The organism is Microtetraspora sp. AC03309 (genome assembly GCF_020826795.1).
GTDB classification, from domain to species: Bacteria; Actinomycetota; Actinomycetes; order Streptosporangiales; family Streptosporangiaceae; genus Microtetraspora; species Microtetraspora glauca.
Map to the genome: position 1 here is coordinate 18,303 of NZ_JADDIL010000090.1, position 16,179 is coordinate 34,481.

Annotated in this window: 14 protein-coding genes; 4 read left to right on the forward strand and 10 right to left on the reverse strand. The window is 72.7% G+C overall.

Annotated features, from left to right (window positions below; all coding sequences use genetic code 11):
- Positions 1-153: 153 nt before the first annotated feature.
- From IMZ11_RS36625 to IMZ11_RS36660, 8 genes are all read right to left on the reverse strand, one after another.
- Positions 154-1,341 (reverse strand): 4-hydroxybenzoate 3-monooxygenase, encoded by a 1,188-nt coding sequence (locus tag IMZ11_RS36625; RefSeq protein WP_228647111.1) that lies wholly within the window; start codon positions 1,339-1,341, stop codon positions 154-156.
- Positions 1,338-2,525, reverse strand: coding sequence for a 3-oxoadipate enol-lactonase (pcaD, locus tag IMZ11_RS36630; RefSeq protein WP_228647113.1), 1,188 nt, complete (start codon positions 2,523-2,525; stop codon positions 1,338-1,340). The genes IMZ11_RS36625 and pcaD overlap by 4 nt, the downstream gene beginning before the upstream one ends.
- A 2-nt stretch (positions 2,526-2,527) precedes the next feature.
- Positions 2,528-3,901 (reverse strand): 3-carboxy-cis,cis-muconate cycloisomerase, encoded by a 1,374-nt coding sequence (pcaB, locus tag IMZ11_RS36635; RefSeq protein WP_228647115.1) that lies wholly within the window; start codon positions 3,899-3,901, stop codon positions 2,528-2,530.
- Entirely contained in the window at positions 3,888-4,454 is a 567-nt protein-coding gene (gene pcaG / locus IMZ11_RS36640) for a protocatechuate 3,4-dioxygenase subunit alpha (RefSeq protein ID WP_228647117.1), read from the reverse strand. Before pcaG ends, pcaB begins: the two co-directional genes overlap by 14 nt.
- Complete coding sequence (gene pcaH / locus IMZ11_RS36645; RefSeq protein WP_228647134.1) at positions 4,451-5,179, reverse strand: protocatechuate 3,4-dioxygenase subunit beta; 729 nt, start codon at positions 5,177-5,179, stop codon at positions 4,451-4,453. Before pcaH ends, pcaG begins: the two co-directional genes overlap by 4 nt.
- 91 nt (positions 5,180-5,270) lie before the next feature.
- Entirely contained in the window at positions 5,271-6,443 is a 1,173-nt protein-coding gene (locus IMZ11_RS36650) for a thiolase family protein (RefSeq protein WP_228647119.1), read from the reverse strand.
- A complete protein-coding gene (locus IMZ11_RS36655; protein ID WP_228647136.1) occupies positions 6,436-7,173 on the reverse strand; it encodes a CoA-transferase subunit beta in 738 nt (245 codons plus the stop codon). Before IMZ11_RS36655 ends, IMZ11_RS36650 begins: the two co-directional genes overlap by 8 nt.
- A gap of 98 nt (positions 7,174-7,271) precedes the next feature.
- The gene (locus IMZ11_RS36660; protein ID WP_228647121.1) at positions 7,272-8,081 is read right to left on the reverse strand and encodes a CoA transferase subunit A; all 810 of its coding nucleotides are present in this window, start codon (positions 8,079-8,081) and stop codon (positions 7,272-7,274) included.
- Positions 8,082-8,165: 84 nt separating this feature from the next.
- Between IMZ11_RS36660 and IMZ11_RS46490 the strand changes: the two genes are divergently transcribed.
- Positions 8,166-9,863 (forward strand): IclR family transcriptional regulator C-terminal domain-containing protein, encoded by a 1,698-nt coding sequence (locus IMZ11_RS46490; RefSeq protein WP_308066891.1) that lies wholly within the window; start codon positions 8,166-8,168, stop codon positions 9,861-9,863.
- Positions 9,864-9,950: 87 nt separating this feature from the next.
- On the opposite strand, the gene IMZ11_RS36675 is transcribed toward IMZ11_RS46490, so the two are convergent.
- The gene (locus IMZ11_RS36675; RefSeq protein ID WP_228647123.1) at positions 9,951-10,958 is read right to left on the reverse strand and encodes a YafY family protein; all 1,008 of its coding nucleotides are present in this window, start codon (positions 10,956-10,958) and stop codon (positions 9,951-9,953) included.
- A 97-nt stretch (positions 10,959-11,055) separates the two neighbouring features.
- Here IMZ11_RS36675 and IMZ11_RS36680 point away from each other — a divergent pair, with 97 nt between their 5' ends.
- Together IMZ11_RS36680 and IMZ11_RS36685 are read left to right on the forward strand one after the other, a co-directional pair.
- A complete protein-coding gene (locus tag IMZ11_RS36680) occupies positions 11,056-12,216 on the forward strand; it encodes a winged helix DNA-binding domain-containing protein (RefSeq protein WP_228647126.1) in 1,161 nt (386 codons plus the stop codon).
- A gap of 156 nt (positions 12,217-12,372) precedes the next feature.
- Positions 12,373-12,939 carry a hypothetical protein gene (locus tag IMZ11_RS36685; RefSeq protein WP_228647128.1) on the forward strand — a complete coding sequence of 189 codons (567 nt, stop codon included), beginning with the start codon at positions 12,373-12,375 and terminating at the stop codon, positions 12,937-12,939.
- Between the two features lie 12 nt (positions 12,940-12,951).
- Here IMZ11_RS36685 and IMZ11_RS36690 read toward each other — a convergent pair whose 3' ends face one another.
- Entirely contained in the window at positions 12,952-13,536 is a 585-nt protein-coding gene (locus tag IMZ11_RS36690) for a DsbA family protein (RefSeq protein WP_228647130.1), read from the reverse strand.
- A 322-nt stretch (positions 13,537-13,858) separates the two neighbouring features.
- Between IMZ11_RS36690 and IMZ11_RS36695 the strand changes: the two genes are divergently transcribed.
- Positions 13,859-16,126: a glycosyl hydrolase family 18 protein gene (locus IMZ11_RS36695; RefSeq protein ID WP_228647132.1), complete on the forward strand. Its 2,268-nt coding sequence runs from the start codon at positions 13,859-13,861 to the stop codon at positions 16,124-16,126.
- Positions 16,127-16,179 lie beyond the last annotated feature (53 nt).

Here is a 16,179-nt window from a genome sequence, read left to right on the forward strand (position 1 = left end):
AGGCATACGTCATAGCGCGACCTGCGTGCACCATCCGTTCGGGGTACAGCCCGCTGACCCGGCGCCCACGGGCCGGATCACCGCCCTCTCGCGAGGGCGTGACCTGGCCTGCGGGCGACGGCGCGTCTCACTCGCCGCTTCTCACTCGCCGCTTCACTCGAAGGGAGTGCCGACGTAGTTCTGGGCGAGCTCGGCGGCCGCGGTCTCGGAGTCGGCGATCCGGTGCAGCTGGGAGAGCTGCAGCCGGGTGTCGAACTCGCTCTGCGCGGGGTCGGGGTGCAGCGTCGTGGTCATGAAGTACGAGAAGTGCTCCGCCCTCCAGACCCGGCGCAGGCAGGTGTCGGAGTAGCCGTCGAGCAGGTCGGTCTCCCCCGTGGCGTGCCACCGCGAGAGCGCCTTCGCCAGGACGACCACGTCCGAGACGGCCAGGTTCAGCCCCTTGGCCCCGGTCGGCGGCACGATGTGCGCGGCGTCCCCCGCGAGGAAGAGCGGGCCGTACCGCATGGGCTCGGCGACGAAGCTCCGCATCGGAGTGATCGACTTGGAGGTGATCGGACCGCGTTCCAGTTTCCAGTCGCCGTCCACGGCGAACCGCAGGTCCAGCTCGTCCCAGATCCGGTCGTCCGGCCAGTCGGCCACGTCCGTGCCGTTCGGCACCTGGAGATAGAGCCGGCTCACCGTCGGCGAGCGCATGCTCAGCAGGGCGAAGCCGTGCTCGGAGTGCGCGTAGATCAGCTCGTCGGACGACGGCGGGACGTCGGCCAGGATGCCGAGCCAGGAGTAGGGGTACTCGCGCTCGAAGGTCCGCAGCACGCCGGACGGGACGGCGGCCCGCGCGATGCCGTGGAACCCGTCGCAGCCCACGACGAAGTCGCAGGACAGGGTCCGCTCGCGGCCCTCGTGGACGTATCTGACGGACGGCTGTCCCGACTCCAGGCCGTCGATGGCGACGGCCTGCGCCTCGAACAGCAGCGGGTCGCCGTCGGCGAGCTGGAGCGCCACCAGGTCCTTCACCATCTCGGTCTGGGCGTAGACCATGACGGCGCGCCCGCCGGAGAGGGAAGGGAAGTCGATCCGGTGGCCCCGGCGATCGAAGCGCAGCTCGACGCCGTTGTGCGGAAGCCCCTGCCGGTCCATCCGCTCACCCGCCCCGCATTCCCGCAGGACGTCGATCGTGCCCTGCTCCAGGATGCCGGCGCGCTGGCGCTGCTCGACGTACGCGCGGTCGCGGTGCTCCAGGACGACCGAGTCGATCCCGGCCTGGCGGAGCAACCGGGCGAGGAGCAGCCCGGCGGGGCCCGCCCCGATGATCGCGACTGTGGTGTGGGTGGGGATGCTCATCGGTTACTCTCCTGGGCCTCACGAAGTGTGCGCTGCGCGACGGCGAACGCCGCGTTGGCAGCCGGGACACCGCAGTAGACGGCGGACTGCAACAGAACTTCCTTGATCTCGTCGGGGGTGAGCCCGTTGCGGAGCGCGGCTCGGACGTGCATCGCCAGCTCCTCCAGATGGCCGCCCGCGACCAGGGCGGTCAGCGTGATGCAGCTGCGCGTCCGCCGGTCGAGGCCGGGCCTCGTCCAGATCTCGCCCCACGCGTAGCGGGTGATGAAGTCCTGGAAGTCGGCGGTGAACGCGTCGGCCTTCGCGGTCGCGCGGTCCACGTGCGCGTCCCCGAGTACGGCGCGGCGCACCTTCATGCCGGCGGCGTACCCGCGCGCGCCGTCCCCGCCGCCGAGGTGGGTGAGGAGTGCGGCGAGCACGGGCCCCGGGCGCTCCACGCCGGCCAGGTGGGCGGCGCCCGGGACCTCCACGAGCGTGGCGCCGGGGATGCCGTCCGCCAACTCGCGCGCGTGCGCGGGCGGCGTGGCCGGATCGTCCCGCCCGCCGATCACCAGGGTCGGCGCGGTGATCCGGCCCAGCTCCGCGCGGATGTCGTACGCCGCGAGCGCGTCGCAGCAGGCGGCGTATCCCTCGGCGGCGACCTCGCGCAGGTCGTCGAGGAACGGATCCGCCCCATCGAACGCGGGGGTGAACCACCGCTGGGCGGCGGTTTCGGCCATGACGGCGGTGCCCTTCGCCCGGACGAGCGCGGCCCGCTCGTGCCACCCGCCGGGCGGACCGAACCACGCCGACGAGCAGACCATGGTCAGCGAGGACACCCGCTCGGGATGGTGGAGCGCCAGCCACGCGCCGACCGCGCCGCCCAGGGAGATCCCGGCGTAGTGGAACCGGTCGACGCCCAGGCTGTCGGCGAGATCGAGGACGAGCGCGGCGAGATCCGCGACCGTGGCCCCCTCCGGCAGCGCGGACGGGGAGCCCCCGTGCCCCGGAAGGTCCCAGCGCAGGACCCGGTGGTCGCGGGCGAGCGCGGGCACCTGCGGGTCCCACACGGAGAGCGAGGTGCCGAGGGAGGGCCCGAGCAGGAGCGCGGGAGCGCCGTCGGGGCCGTCGGCGCGGTGGTGCAGGCGTGGCCCCCCGGACGTTTCAGGTGTCTCCGGTGTCTCGGGAGCGTGGGCAGGCTTCATCGTCACTCCTTGACCTGCGGGTGGCGGCGGAGGGCCCGATCGGTCAGCGCCGGTGCGGAGCCCACGTAGGCGGCGGGGTCGAGCAGGCGGCGCAGCTCGCCCTCCGTGAGAGGAAGTCGTTCGTCACCCAGCGCCTCCCCCAGGCCGATCCCGTCGGCCGCCGCCCTGCGGGAGGCGCGCTCCACGGCGGCCCTGGCCTCGGCGCGGCCGATCAGCGGGGTGAGCGCCGCCGCGACGCGTTCCGCGAGGACGAGGCCGCCGGTGCGGTCGAGGTTGGCGCGCATCCGCGCGGGGTGGACCCGCAGCCCCTCCGCCAGCTCGGCGGCGCTCGCGGCGGCCCCGCCCGCGAGCCGCAGCAGGTCCCGCAGGGCCGGCCACTCGGCGTGCCACGCCCCCGGGGGCCGCTCGTCCTCGGCCACGAGGGACCCGAGGAGCACGGCGGCGAGCGCGGGAGCCTGCCGGGCGGCGGCCGCCATGAGCGTGGCCCGGACGGGGTTGCTCTTGTGCGGCATCGCGGAGGACCCGCCGCCCGTGCCCTCGGAGACCTCGCCGATCTCGGTGCGGGAGAGGACCAGCACGTCGGCGGCCATCTTGCCGAGCGCGCAGGCGGTGAACGCGAGGGCCGTACCGAGGTCGGCCACCGGCGTGCGCAGGACGTGCCAGGGCAGCGACGGCTCGGCCAGCCCGAGCTGCCCGGCGAACTCGCGGAGGAGTGCCGGTCCGGCGCCGCCGGAGCCCTCGTCCGAGCCGCTCCCGGCGTACTCCTGGAAGGCGGCCAGCGTCCCTGCGGCCCCGCCGAGCTGGGCGGGCGGGCTGATCCGGGAGAGCCGGTCCACGGCGTCGAGGACCAGCGCGCGCCACCCCGCCGCCTTCAGGCCGAAGGTGGTGGGCACGGCGTGCTGGGTGAGCGTGCGCCCGGCCAGCACCGTGTCGCGGTGCTCGGCGGCGAGCCGGGCCAGCGCGGCGTCGGCGCGCCCCAGATCGGCGATGATCGGCGGCAGCGCGCGGGACGCCACCAGCATCAGCGCCGTGTCCACGATGTCCTGGCTGGTCGCACCCTGGTGCACGTACGGCGCGGCCTCGGGCGAGCGGCGGGCCACGGCGGCGGTGAGATCCGCGACCAGCGGGATCGCCGGGTTGCCACCGGACCTGGCCCGCACCGCGATGTCCCGCACGTCGTAGAGCCGGACGTCGGCGACCTCGCCCACGGCCTCGGCCGCCGCGTCCGGGACGAACCCGAGCGCCGCCTGGGCCCGGGCGAGCGCCGCCTCGGCGTCGAGCATCGCCTGCAGCACGGCGGCGTCGCCCGTGGCGGCCTCGGCGGCGCTCCCGGCCCAGACGGGGGTGAGCAGGCCCGACTCGTCAGCCGAACTCAAGGAAGACCGTCTCCTCGCTCCCCTGGAGGTGGATGTCGAACCGGTAGGTCGCGTGCGGCTCGGGCCGGGCGACCAGGGTGGCGCGACGGTCCGCGTCGAGGGAGTCGAGCAGCGGGTCGCCCGCGCCGTCCTCCAGGTAGACGCGGGTGTACAGGTGGTGCAGCAGCCCCCGCGCGAACACACACACCGAGATGTACGGCACGGCACCGGGAGCCGCCGGACCGGGGACGACCGTGCGGAGGGTCCAGTGGCCGGCGGCGTCGGTGGCGACCCGCCCGAACCCGGTGAAGCCCACACCGGAGCGGCCGGCGAACGTGCCGGTGACCGGGTCACGGCGCATCGAGCCGGGAGCGCCGTCGAGCCCCCCGTCGGGATCGGCCTGCCAGAACTCCAGCAGTGCGTCGGGGATCGGCTGCCCGGCGCCGTCGTAGACCACGCCGTGCAGCGTGATCGCCCCGGGATGCCCGGGAGGGACGAGCTCGCCCCCCTCGGTGAACGGCAGCGCGTAGCCGTAGAAGGGACCGACGGTCTGGGACGGTGTGGGCGGTCTCAACGGCCTTCCTCCATCCAGGTCGCGGACGGCCCGTCGAGGACGATGTCCCAACGGTAACCGAGTGACCATTCGGGGCTGGACAGGTCATGGTCGTACCCGGCGATCAGGCGCTGCCGCGCCCGCTCGTCGGTGATCGAGTTGAAGATCGGGTCGTACGGGAACAGCGGATCGCCCGGGAAGTACATCTGGGTGACGAGCCGCTGGGTGAACGCCGTGCCGAACAGCGAGAAGTGGATGTGCGCCGGACGCCAGGCGTTCAGGTGGTTGCGCCAGGGGTAGGGCCCCGGCTTGATGCTGGTGAAGGTGTACCGGCCCTCGTCGTCGGTGAGGCAACGGCCGGTGCCGGTGAAGTTGGGGTCCAGCGGCGCGGGGTGCTGGTCGCGCTTGTGCGCGTACCGGCCGGACGCGTTGGCCTGCCAGACCTCCACGAGCTGCCCGCGCACCGGGCGGCCGTCCCTGTCGAGGACCCGCCCGGTCACCACGATGCGCTCACCGAGCGGTTCACCGTGGTGCTGGCGGGTGAGATCGTTGTCGAGCTCCGTCACGTCGGTCACGCCGAACACCGGCCCGCGCAGCTCGGTGAACGCCTCCCGCGCGGCGACGAGGGGCCGCTTGGGATGGCGCAGGATCGAGCTGCGGTAGGGCGGGTAGTCGCGCCGCGGGTGGAGTTCCTCCTGGCCGCCGTCGGCGAGCGCCTTGTCGGCCTCGGCCTGGATCCGCGCCATCTCGGCGTCGATGAGGGCCTGCGGTTCCGGAGTCGGGGGGTTCGTGCTCATGCCTGCTTCCTCGCTGTCATAGGGCTCGTTCCTTGGCCGGTCAGCGTTCCAGGACGACGGCGAGGCCCTGGCCCACGCCGATGCAGAGCGCGGCCACGCCGGTGCCGGAACCGGCCGCCGCGAGCTGGTGTGCGACCGCGCCGGTGATCCGGGCTCCGGAGGCGCCCAGCGGGTGGCCGATCGCGATGGCGCCGCCGCGCGGGTTGACGACGGCCGGGTCGAGGTCGGGCCACTGGCCGAGGCAGGTCAGCGCCTGGGCCGCGAACGCCTCGTTGAGCTCGAAGGTCAGCAGGTCGCCGAACCCGCGCGAGGCGCGTCCGAGCGCCCGGTTGACCGCCTCGACCGGGCCCGCGCCGAAGTGCTGCGGCTCGATCCCGGTCACGGCGGAGGCCCTGATCCGCGCGAGCGGCTCGCGCCCGGTGGCGGCCAGTCCCGCCTCGTCCGTGAGCAGCAGCGCGGCCGCGCCGTCGTTCAGCGGGGAGGAGTTGCCCGCGGTGACGGTGCCACCCTTCCTGAAGGCGGGCTTGAGCTTGGCCAGCGCCTCCATCGAGGTGTCCTCGCGGATGCTCTCGTCACGGGCGAGGCCGTTCACGGGGACGACCTCCGCGTCGTACGCGCCGTCCTTCCAGGCCCGGGCCGCCTTCTCATGGCTGGCCAGCGCGAAGGCGTCCTGGGCCTCGCGGGTCAGGCGGTACTCGTCGGCGAGCAACTCGGCGCTCTCGCCCAGGGCGATCGTCCACTCCTCGGGCATGCGCGGGTTGACCAGCCGCCAGCCGAGCGTGGTGGACACCATCTGCTGGTGCCCGGCGGGGAAGGCGCGCTCGGGCTTGGGGACGACCCAGGGGGCGCGGCTCATCGACTCGACGCCACCCGCGATCACCACGGATGCGTCTCCGACCGCGATGGCGCGGTACGCCTGGATCACGGCCTCCATCCCGGAACCGCAGAGCCGGTTGACCGTGGTGCCCGGGACGGTCACCGGGAACCCGGCGAGCAGGGCGGCCATGCGCGCGACGTTCCTGTTCTCCTCACCCGCGCCGTTCGCGTTGCCGAACACCACGTCGTCCACGCGCGCCGGATCCAGATCCGGGCTGCGGTCGGCGATCGCGCGCATCACATGCGCGGCGAGGTCGTCCGGCCGCACGCCGGACAACGCCCCGCCGTACCTGCCGACGGGAGTGCGGACGGCGTCCACGATGTAGACGTCACGCACGGGTGTCACCTCCGGATTTGAGCGCGCGCAGCGCGGCCAGCTCGGCTTGCGTGGGGGGTTCGGTGACGCCGACGGTGTCGGCGATCCGCAGCTTCCAGCCGGTCGCCTCGATCACCTGCGGGACGGTGACGCCCGGGTGGATCTCGGTGAGGACGAGCTCGGCGGTCTCGGGGTCGGGCCGCAGGACGCCGAGGTCGGTGATCACGGCCACCGGGCCCTCCCCCAGAAGGCCCAGCCGGGCCCGGTCGCCGGGGCCGGAGCCGTGCCCGACGGTGGTCACGAAGTCGAGCTTCTCCACGAAGTTGCGCCGCGAGTGGCGCAGCACCATGAGCACCTTGCCGCAGCTCGCCGCGATCTCGGGAGCGCCGCCGGCGCCGGGGAGACGGCCCTCGGACCGGCCGGGACCGCGATCGATGACGGTCGTGTTGATGTTGGCGAACCGGTCGACCTGGGCGGCGCCGAGGAAGCCGACGTCGATCCGGCCGGCCTGCAGCCAGTAGTTGAAGATCTCCGGCACGGACACCACCGCGTCCGCGGTGGTCGCCAGCTCGCCGTCGCCGATCGACAGCGGCAGCCTGCTCGGCTTGGACCCGAGCGTGCCGGACTCGTAGATCAGGACGAGGTCCGGTTCGGACGTGCGGCGGGCCAGGTTGGCGGCGGCGCTGGGCAGGCCGATGCCGACGAAACAGGTCCGGGAGCCGCTGAGCGCCCGCGCGGCGTTGACGGTCATCAGCTCGTCGGGCGTCCAGGTCACGGCCGGGCTCCCAGTGTCGGTGGCTGTGTCGGTCGCCGCGTCGGTCGCCGCGTCGATCGCTGTGTCGTTCACGGTCACGGCGCCTCCAGCACGTGCTCGCGGATCCAGGCGAGGAAGGTCTCACGGTCGCGGGAGATGGGGTCCCACGCCTGGTAGAAGTCGTTGTCACGAACCGTGTAGCCCGCGGCGTACGAGGGGTGGGCGCCGTTCGGCACGTGCGCCACGGCGTGCACCGTCCAACTCGGCAGGACCACGGCGTCCGGCCGGGGCTCCAGCTCGTCGACGATCTCCTCCACGGTGACCAGGACCCGCTCGGCGGCGAGGGCGGCCTCCTTCTGGACGCCGACGAGACCCCAGAGCTGGACGTTGCCCCTCCTGTCGGCCCGCTGCGCGTGGATGACCGTGACATCGGGGTTCACCGCGGCCACCGCGGCCAGCTCCTCGCCCGTGAACGGGCAGGTGACGGTCGCGATGGTCGAGGAGCGCTCCGGCAGATCGCTGCCCCGGTAGCCGCGGAGCACGGCGAACGGCAGCCGGGACGCGCCCGCGACATAGCGGTTCGCCATCCCGGCGTGGCTGTGCTCGTCGAGCTCCAGCGGCCGGGGCCAGCCGTTCTCCACCGCGTCACGGAACCGGTGCAGCGAGCCCACGCCGGGGTTGCCGCCCCAGGAGAAGACGAGCCGCCGCGCGACGCCCATGCCGATGAGCTGGTCGTAGATCACATCGGGTGTCATGCGGACGAGGGTCAGGTCCGTGATGCCCTGGCGAATGATCTCGTGCGCCGCCGCGAACGGGATCAGATGGGTGAAGCCCTCCATGGCGACCGTGTCGCCGTCATGGACGAGCTCGGCCACGGCGTCACGCAGACTCCGGATATCTGCCATCGCTCCTCAGAGTTGTTCGTCCAGTGAACTTTCGTTCATAATTGGCCTGCCTGGAGTTTCCTCCCGCCTACGAACGGATGTCAAATGGATGTCGTCGGGCCACTCGACCGAGGGTTGGCCGTGCTCCGCGCCATGTCGGCGCCCGGAGGGCACCGGATGCGCCCGAGCGAGCTCGCCCGGGCCACCGGCCTCGCCCGCTCGACCGTGGACCGCGTGCTGGCCACGCTCATCCACCTCGGCCACCTCAGAGAGGTCGACCGGGAGGTCGAGCTCGCCCCGCCCCTGATGGAGCCCGGCAACGCCTACCTCACGGGATGCGGTGTTCCCGACGCGCTCGGGCCGGTCGCCGAGCGGCTGGCCGACGAGTTCGACGAGTCGGTCTCCATCGCCGTGCCGGACGGCGACGGCGTCAGGTTCGTCACCCAGATCACCCGCCGCCGCACCATGTCGCTGGCGTTCCGCATCGGCGACCTGCTGCCCGCGGAGCGCTGCGCCCCCGGCGCGCTCTTCGCCGCCGGGTGGGACGAGGCCGACAGGGCCGCATGGCTCGATCGGCGGGACTCCCCCGAGCGCTTCCCCGCCGTGCCCGCCCGCCCCGCCACGAGCGCTGAGGTTTTCGACGAGCGGGTCGCCCGCGCCGTGGCGGACGGCTGGTCGGCGGACGACCAGCTCATCGAGCCCGGCCTGATCGCCGTCGCCGTGCCCGTGCGCGACCCGGTCGGCCGTACGGCCTGCGCGGTCAGCGTGGTCAGCCACACCAGCAGGCACACGGTCGCCTCGCTCGCCGAGGCCACGCTGCCCCGGCTGCGCGCGGAGACCGGCGCCATGGAGGAGGCTCTGGCGCGGGCTCTCGCGGAGCAGGCCGCGTCCTCGGGCACACGGGGCACACGGGGCGCGCGCACGGCGGGTACGGGGGGTGCCGCGGGTGCCGCGGGCACGGCGCGCACCGCCGAGGAGGGCGTTCCGGTCGTCGGCGCCGATCCCGCCCGCACGGCCAAGCGCGAGCTGGGCCCGGAGTTCCTGCAGTCGCTGGCCCGGGGCCTCACGGTGCTGTGCGCGCTCGACGGCACACGCTCACTCTCGGCGGTCGCCGACGCCACCGGCCTGGCCAGGGCCACCGCGCGGCGCGCCCTGCTCACCCTGGAGCACCTCGGCTACGTCGAGCGGCTCGGGCACGACTTCCGGCTGCTGCCCCGCGTGCTGGAGCTCGGCTACGCCCACCTGTCGTCGCTCGGCTTCGCCGAGATCGTCCAGCCGCACATGGCGGACCTGGTCAGGCGCACCCGCGAGTCGGCGTCCATGGCGGTGCTCGACGGCGACGACATCCGCTATGTCGCCCGGGTGCCGACCTACACCATCATGAGCGTGGACATCACGCTGGGCACCCGGTTCCCCGCGTACGCGACCTCTATGGGGCGGGTGTTGCTCGCCGACCTCCCGCACGCCGAGCGCGCGGCCCTGCTGGCCGGTACGGCCGCGCGCCCCATCACCGGGCGGACGGTCACCGATCCCGCCGAGCTGACGAGGATCATCGACGGCGTCGCGGAGCGGGGCCACGCCTTCGTGGACGAGGAACTGGAGGAGGGCCTGCGGGCGCTGGCCGTTCCCGTCAGGGACGGGACGGGCCGGGTCGTGGCCGCGCTCAACGTCGCGACACACGCCGCCCGCGGCCCCGCCGAGGAGGCTCTCGCGGCCCTGCTGCCGCCGCTCACCGACACGGCCGCCCGGATCGAGGCCGACCTGCGCGTGGTGACCAGGAGGAAGCGACTGCGCCTGCCCTGACCCCCGCCCCGGCCCTGCCCCGCCCTTCCCATTGGAACCGTTTCCCGCCGCTCCGGAGGGAGACGCCTGGGCATCGGCCTCCGCCCGTCAACGACCGGCGTCGGCCGCCCTTCCGTCATCGACCGGTCCGCCGGCACGGACGGAACAGGCGCGCGCGGCCCGCCCGGCCAGCTCCCTCAGGTGATCGAGGAGTTCGGGCGGCTCGTGCACCTCGAACTCACACCCGAGCATGAGCAGCCGGGCCGCCAGCCATTCCAGGGTGTCGGCGTGGCCGCTCAGCCGGCAGGTGTTCTCGTCGATCGCCTCCAGGTCGCCGGGCCCCTCCGACAGCCATCCCCGTACGCGCTCGATCGGCAGGCGGATGGTCACGACGGGCCGGTAGACCGGGGCCTGGGAGTAGAGCCTGCGGGTGACGAACGCCGCCGCGTCCTCCTCCGGGGGCACGCGCGGCGCGAACCGCTCACCGGTCGCGAACGGCTCCGTCATCCGGTCGACGCGGAAGGACCGCCAGTCGTCGCGGCCGGTGTCGTAGGCGACGAGATACCAGCGCCGCCCGGCGGCCACCAGCCGGTAGGGCTCCACCAGCCGCCTGCTGCCGCTCCCGTCGGCCGCGCTGTAGGCGAACCGCAGCCGCTCCCCGCCGGCGGACGCGGACGCGACGACGGCCAGAACGTTCGGATCGACGCTCGGACCGGCGCCCGCCTGCAGCGGGACGGTGGCGGCGTTCAGGGTGGCGACGCGCCGCCGCAACCGCGACGGCAGCACCTGCTCCAGCTTGGCCAGGGCACGGACGGACGCCTCCTCGATCCCCTCGACGGCGTTCCCCGCGGCCGTGCGCAGGCCGATCGCGATGGCCACGGCCTCCTCGTCGTCCAGCAGCAGCGGCGGCATCGCCGCACCCGCGACCAGCCGGTAACCGCCGTCCGGCCCCATCGTGGCCTGCACCGGATAGCCGAGGTCGCGCAGCCGTTCGACGTCGCGGCGGATGGTTCGCGGGCTGACCCCCATACGGGCGGCGAGTTCGCTCCCGGACCATTCGCGCGGGGCCTGCAGAAGGGAGAGCAGTCCGAGCAACCGTGCCGATGCGTCCGCCATGAACACCATCATGGCCCGCATCTAGGACAGGATCTGACCTATAGGGCCTCTAGCGTTGATCGCGTTCGACCGCCGTCCGCTGAGGAGCGACACCCGGATGACCTCCACCGACGTTCAGAAGATGACCTGGGCCGAGGTCCGCGCCCGGCGCCTGCGCCGGCACGGGCTGGCGACGCCGTTCACCGGATCGGGACCCGCCGACGTCGTCGCGGCCATGGCCGGTACGCACGCCCAGGTGATGTCGGCCGCGGAGCTGGCGATCGGGCTGCGCCTCGGCCACGCCACCCGCTCCGACGTGCGGGCCGCGCTGTGGGACGAGCACAGCCTGGTCAAGACGTACGGGCCGCGCGGCACGGTGCACCTCCTGCCCACCCGCGACCTGGGCATGTGGATCGGCGCGCTGTCGGCGGCGGCGTCCGTGCCCACCACGCCCTCTCCTCACATACGGCTGACGCCCGACCAGGCCGAGGAGGTCGTGGCCGCGATCGGGGACGCCCTGGCGGACGACATGCTCACCATCGACGAACTGGGCGACGAGGTCATCGGGCGTACCGGGCCGTGGGCCGGCGACCTGGTCATGCCGGCGTTCCAGGGCATGTGGCCCAGGTGGCGGCAGGTGATGCACCTGGCGGGGATGCGCGGCGCGCTGTGCTTCGGCCCGAACCGGGGCAGGAAGGTCACCTACACCAACCCTCGGCGGTGGCTGCCGGAGTTCCGGCCCGCGGACACGGAGCCGGCACTCGCCTGGGCCGTCCGGAGCTACCTGCACGCCTACGGGCCGTCCACCCCGCGACGGTTCGCGAACTGGCTGAGCCTGTCGGTCCCGCGCGCGTCGGAGATCTTCGACGCGCGCGGCGACGAGCTGCGGCGGGTCGAGGTCGAGGGCACCCCGGCCTGGGTGGCGGACGGGGACGCCGAGGCACCGCCGGAGGCGCACGGCGGCGTCCGCCTGCTGCCCTATTTCGACGGCTACTCCTACCGGGTCGGCGTCCAGTGTCCCGAACAGCTGTATCCGGGGCGGGCCGCCGAACGTGTCCTGCCCGGCGCCTTCCAGAACCTCGTGGTGGACGGCGTCGTCACGGGCCTGTGGCACCAGCGCCGCTCCGGCCGCCGCCTCGACATCACCGTGGAGCCCCTCGTCCCGCTCACCGCCGCCCAGCGGGCCGAACTGGACGAGCAGGCCGAGCGGGTCGCCGTGATCCTGGAGGGGACGCCACGGGTGACGATCGGCACGGTGACCGTGGGCGCGCACGCCTGACCACCCGGCGCCGGCCTACCGTTCAGGCGACATCATCCTGACCCAAGGTAATCGATTCAATACCGTTCGTAGTGGTTCGTCGGCTTGTTGGCGTTCCCCGGCCGCGCGGACACTGGGAGATCCACGGCAGAACAGTGGCCTGCGGAGGTGATCCTGGTGCGCGAGGGATTCAGCACCAACGAGAAGTGGCCTTTGGAGTGCCTGCGCTGCTGGCTCGTCTGGGAGGAGGAGTACGTCGTCAAGCACGCCTCCGACGGGCACGGCAACGACGTCGTCGTGTGGCTGCGCGACGGCTTCCCCGTCCAGTCGCCGTGGACCGGGGTGATCTGCCCGAACTGCGGGTGCGGCAGTGTCACCACCTTCCCCGCCGGATATCTCGCGCACCACGCCGAGATCGACACGACCTCGCACGTACCCGCCGTACCAGTAGGGCCGGTCGGACCGGTTGAGCCGGTCGGACCGGTTGAGCCGGTCGAGCCGGTGCCGGCGACGCCTTCGGCCCGGCACGCAGAAAACGCCGGGCGCGCGGCGGACACCGGGCACACGAGAGAGCCTGTCGCCGCGCGACGCCCCAGCGGGCGGACCGGGCCCGCCGCGCGGCGGGCGTTCGGGCGGGCGGCGCGGGTGCGCCACCGGCCCTCGTACCTGCTCTACACCCTGCTGGCGATCTCTCTCCTGATCTTCATGACCTTCGAGTTCTACCGCAGGGTGCGGATCCACTGATCAGGGGTCGTTTCAGCCGCGGCCGCGCTTGACCTCGAAGAAGATCGGGCTGTGGAACAGCGGGACGATCGAGTCCCACAGGGTCACGCTGTCGTCCACGCCGGGGATCTCGGACAGGATCGGGCCGTGCAGGCCCCGCTTCGCGCCCTCCAGGATGATGACGGGCGAGCCGATGTCCGGCCCGGCCGAGGAGAACGCCCGATCGTGCGCCGCGTGGACGGCCGCGTCCCATGACTCGTCGTCCAGTGCGGCGGCGGCATCCTCCACCCCCGCGGCCTTGACGGCCTCGGCGACGACCTCGCCGGACAACGGCGCGCCGGCTTCGTGCACCCGGGAGCCGAGCTCCGTGTAGAAGGCGGCGGCGTCCTCGTCCCTGCCGTCCGCGTGCAACGCCTCGACCAGCCGCAACGCCCGCGAGGAGGCCGCCATCGGCGCGCGGTACGCCTCCGGGATCTCCTTGCCCTCGTTGAGCGCGGCGAGGCTGAACGACCGCCATTCGACGTCGAGGCCGCGGGCCTCCGCGACGTTCACGAGCCAGCGCGAGGCACGCCAGGTCCACGGGCACAGCGGGTCGAAATGGAAGGTCACGTCGGCCATGGGATGGCCCTTTCTCTCACGGTCTCTCTGGGGCTGATGCCCGCAGGGACAACACCCGCGTACGCCAGATGTTCCCCGCCCGCCGGGCACGCCTCATCGGAGATATTGACGCGCGATCCGACCGCGGGTAGGTTCACGGGAAAATAAAAAGGAAAGCTTACTAATAGTAAGCCGGAGACCCGCAGGCGGGAGCGCATCCATGCCGCGATCACCACCAGGTGAGGCAACCCCGCGCCTCACCACCCCGCGACCGGCGGTCCGCCGCGTCGCACGCGTCCATCGCACCCCCCATCCCCATCAGCCCACTGGACGTGGAGCACGCATGAAACGCAAGATCATCCCGACGTTGTTCGCGGCGGCGGGGGCGCTCCTCCTGCCCCTCGTGTTCGCGCCGCCCGGCGCCCAGGCCGCCGTGACGACCCCGATCCGCGCCAACGCCAACGGCCCGGCGCTCACCGACGGCTCCGGCAACGCCTGGTCGGCCGACAAGGCGTACTCCAGCGGAAGCTGGGGATACGACACGCTGTACGGCTCCGGGTCCACCCCGAGCGCCATCGCCGGGACCTCCGACGACGCCATCTACCAGACGTACGACCTGTTCAACGGGTGGTCCGGCTACAAGTTCGACCTCGCCAACGGCACGTACTCGGTGACCCTGCGGATGGTCGAGGACTGGGCGAACGCCGCGGGCCAGCGCAAGTTCGACGTGCGCGCCGAGGGCGCCAACGTGCTCACCGGCTTCGACATCTTCGCCTCCTGCGGCGCGTTGACCGCCTGCGACCGGACCTTCACCACGACGGTCAGCGACGGCCAGCTCAACGTGCAGTTCAACATGAACGGCGGCGGGAACTACGCCACCGTCTCCGGCATCGAGGTCACGGGCGGCACCGGCGGCGGGGACGACAAGACACCGCCCACCGCGCCGACCGGCCTCACCGTCACCGGCACCACCACCACGACCGCGTCACTGTCCTGGACCGCCTCCACCGACAACGTCGGCGTCACCGGCTACGACATCTACCGCGGCACCACCCTCGCCGGAACCTCCACCACCACCACGTTCACCGACACCGGCCTCACCGCCAACACGTCCTACGCGTACACGGTCAAGGCACGCGACGCCGCGCAGAACGTCTCCCCCGCCAGCAACCAGGTCACCGCCACCACCAAGGACGGCGGGGGCGGGGACGACAAGACACCGCCCACCGCGCCGACCGGCCTCACCGTCACCGGCACCACCACCACGACCGCGTCACTGTCCTGGACCGCCTCCACCGACAACGTCGGCGTCACCGGCTACGACATCTACCGCGGCACCACCCTCGCCGGAACCTCCACCACCACCACGTTCACCGACACCGGCCTCACCGCCAACACGTCCTACGCGTACACGGTCAAGGCACGCGACGCCGCGCAGAACGTCTCCCCCGCCAGCAACCAGGTCACCGCCACCACCAAGGACGGCGGCGGTGGCGGCGACAAGAAGCTGCTCGGCTACTTCATCCAGTGGGGCGTCTACGGCCGCAACTATCACGTGAAGAACGTCGAGACCAGCGGGTCCGCGGCGAAGCTGACGCACATCAACTACGCGTTCGGCAACGTGACCAACGGCCAGTGCGCGATCGGCGACGGCTACGCCGACTACGACAAGGCGTACGACGCGGCCGGCAGCGTGGACGGCGTGGCCGACACGTGGGACCAGCCGCTGCGCGGCAACTTCAACCAGCTGCGCAAGCTGAAGGCCAAGCATCCGGGCCTGAAGGTGCTGTGGTCGTTCGGCGGCTGGACCTGGTCCGGCGGCTTCGGCCAGGCTGCGGCCAACCCGACCGCGTTCGCCAACTCCTGCTACAACCTGGTCAACGACCCGCGCTGGGCGGGCGTGTTCGACGGCATCGACATCGACTGGGAGTACCCGAACGCCTGCGGTCTGAGCTGTGACACCAGCGGGTCCGCAGCCTTCAAGAACCTGATGTCCGCGCTGCGCGCCAAGTTCGGCCCGAACGCCCTGGTCACCGCCGCCATCACCGCCGACGCCACCTCGGGCGGCAAGCTCGACCTGGCCGACTACGCGGGCGCCGCCCAGTACGTCGACTGGTACAACGTCATGACGTACGACTTCTTCGGAGCCTGGGACGCCAAGGGCCCGACCGCGCCGCACTCGCCGCTCACCACCTACCCGGGCATCCCGAAGGAGAAGTTCGACACCGAGTCCGCGATCCAGAAGTTGAGGGACAAGAACGTCCCCGCCTCGAAGCTGCTCCTCGGCATCGGCTTCTACGGCCGGGGCTGGACCGGCGTCACCCAGGCCACCCCCGGCGGGACGGCCACCGGACCGGCGCCCGGCACGTACGAGCAGGGCATCGAGGACTACAAGGTGCTCAAGACCAGCTGCCCCTCGACCGGCACCATCGCCGGTACGGCCTACGCCAAGTGCGGCGGCAACTGGTGGAGCTACGACACACCGAGCACCATCTCGGGGAAGATGAGCTACGCCAAGAACCAGAGCCTCGGTGGCTCGTTCTTCTGGGAGCTCAGCGGTGACACCGCGAACGGCGAGCTGATCACGGCCATGAAGAACGGCCTCGGCTGAGCCGGCCGCCGGGGGCGCGGCCCGACCCGCGTCCCCGGCGGCCGGCTCAGCCG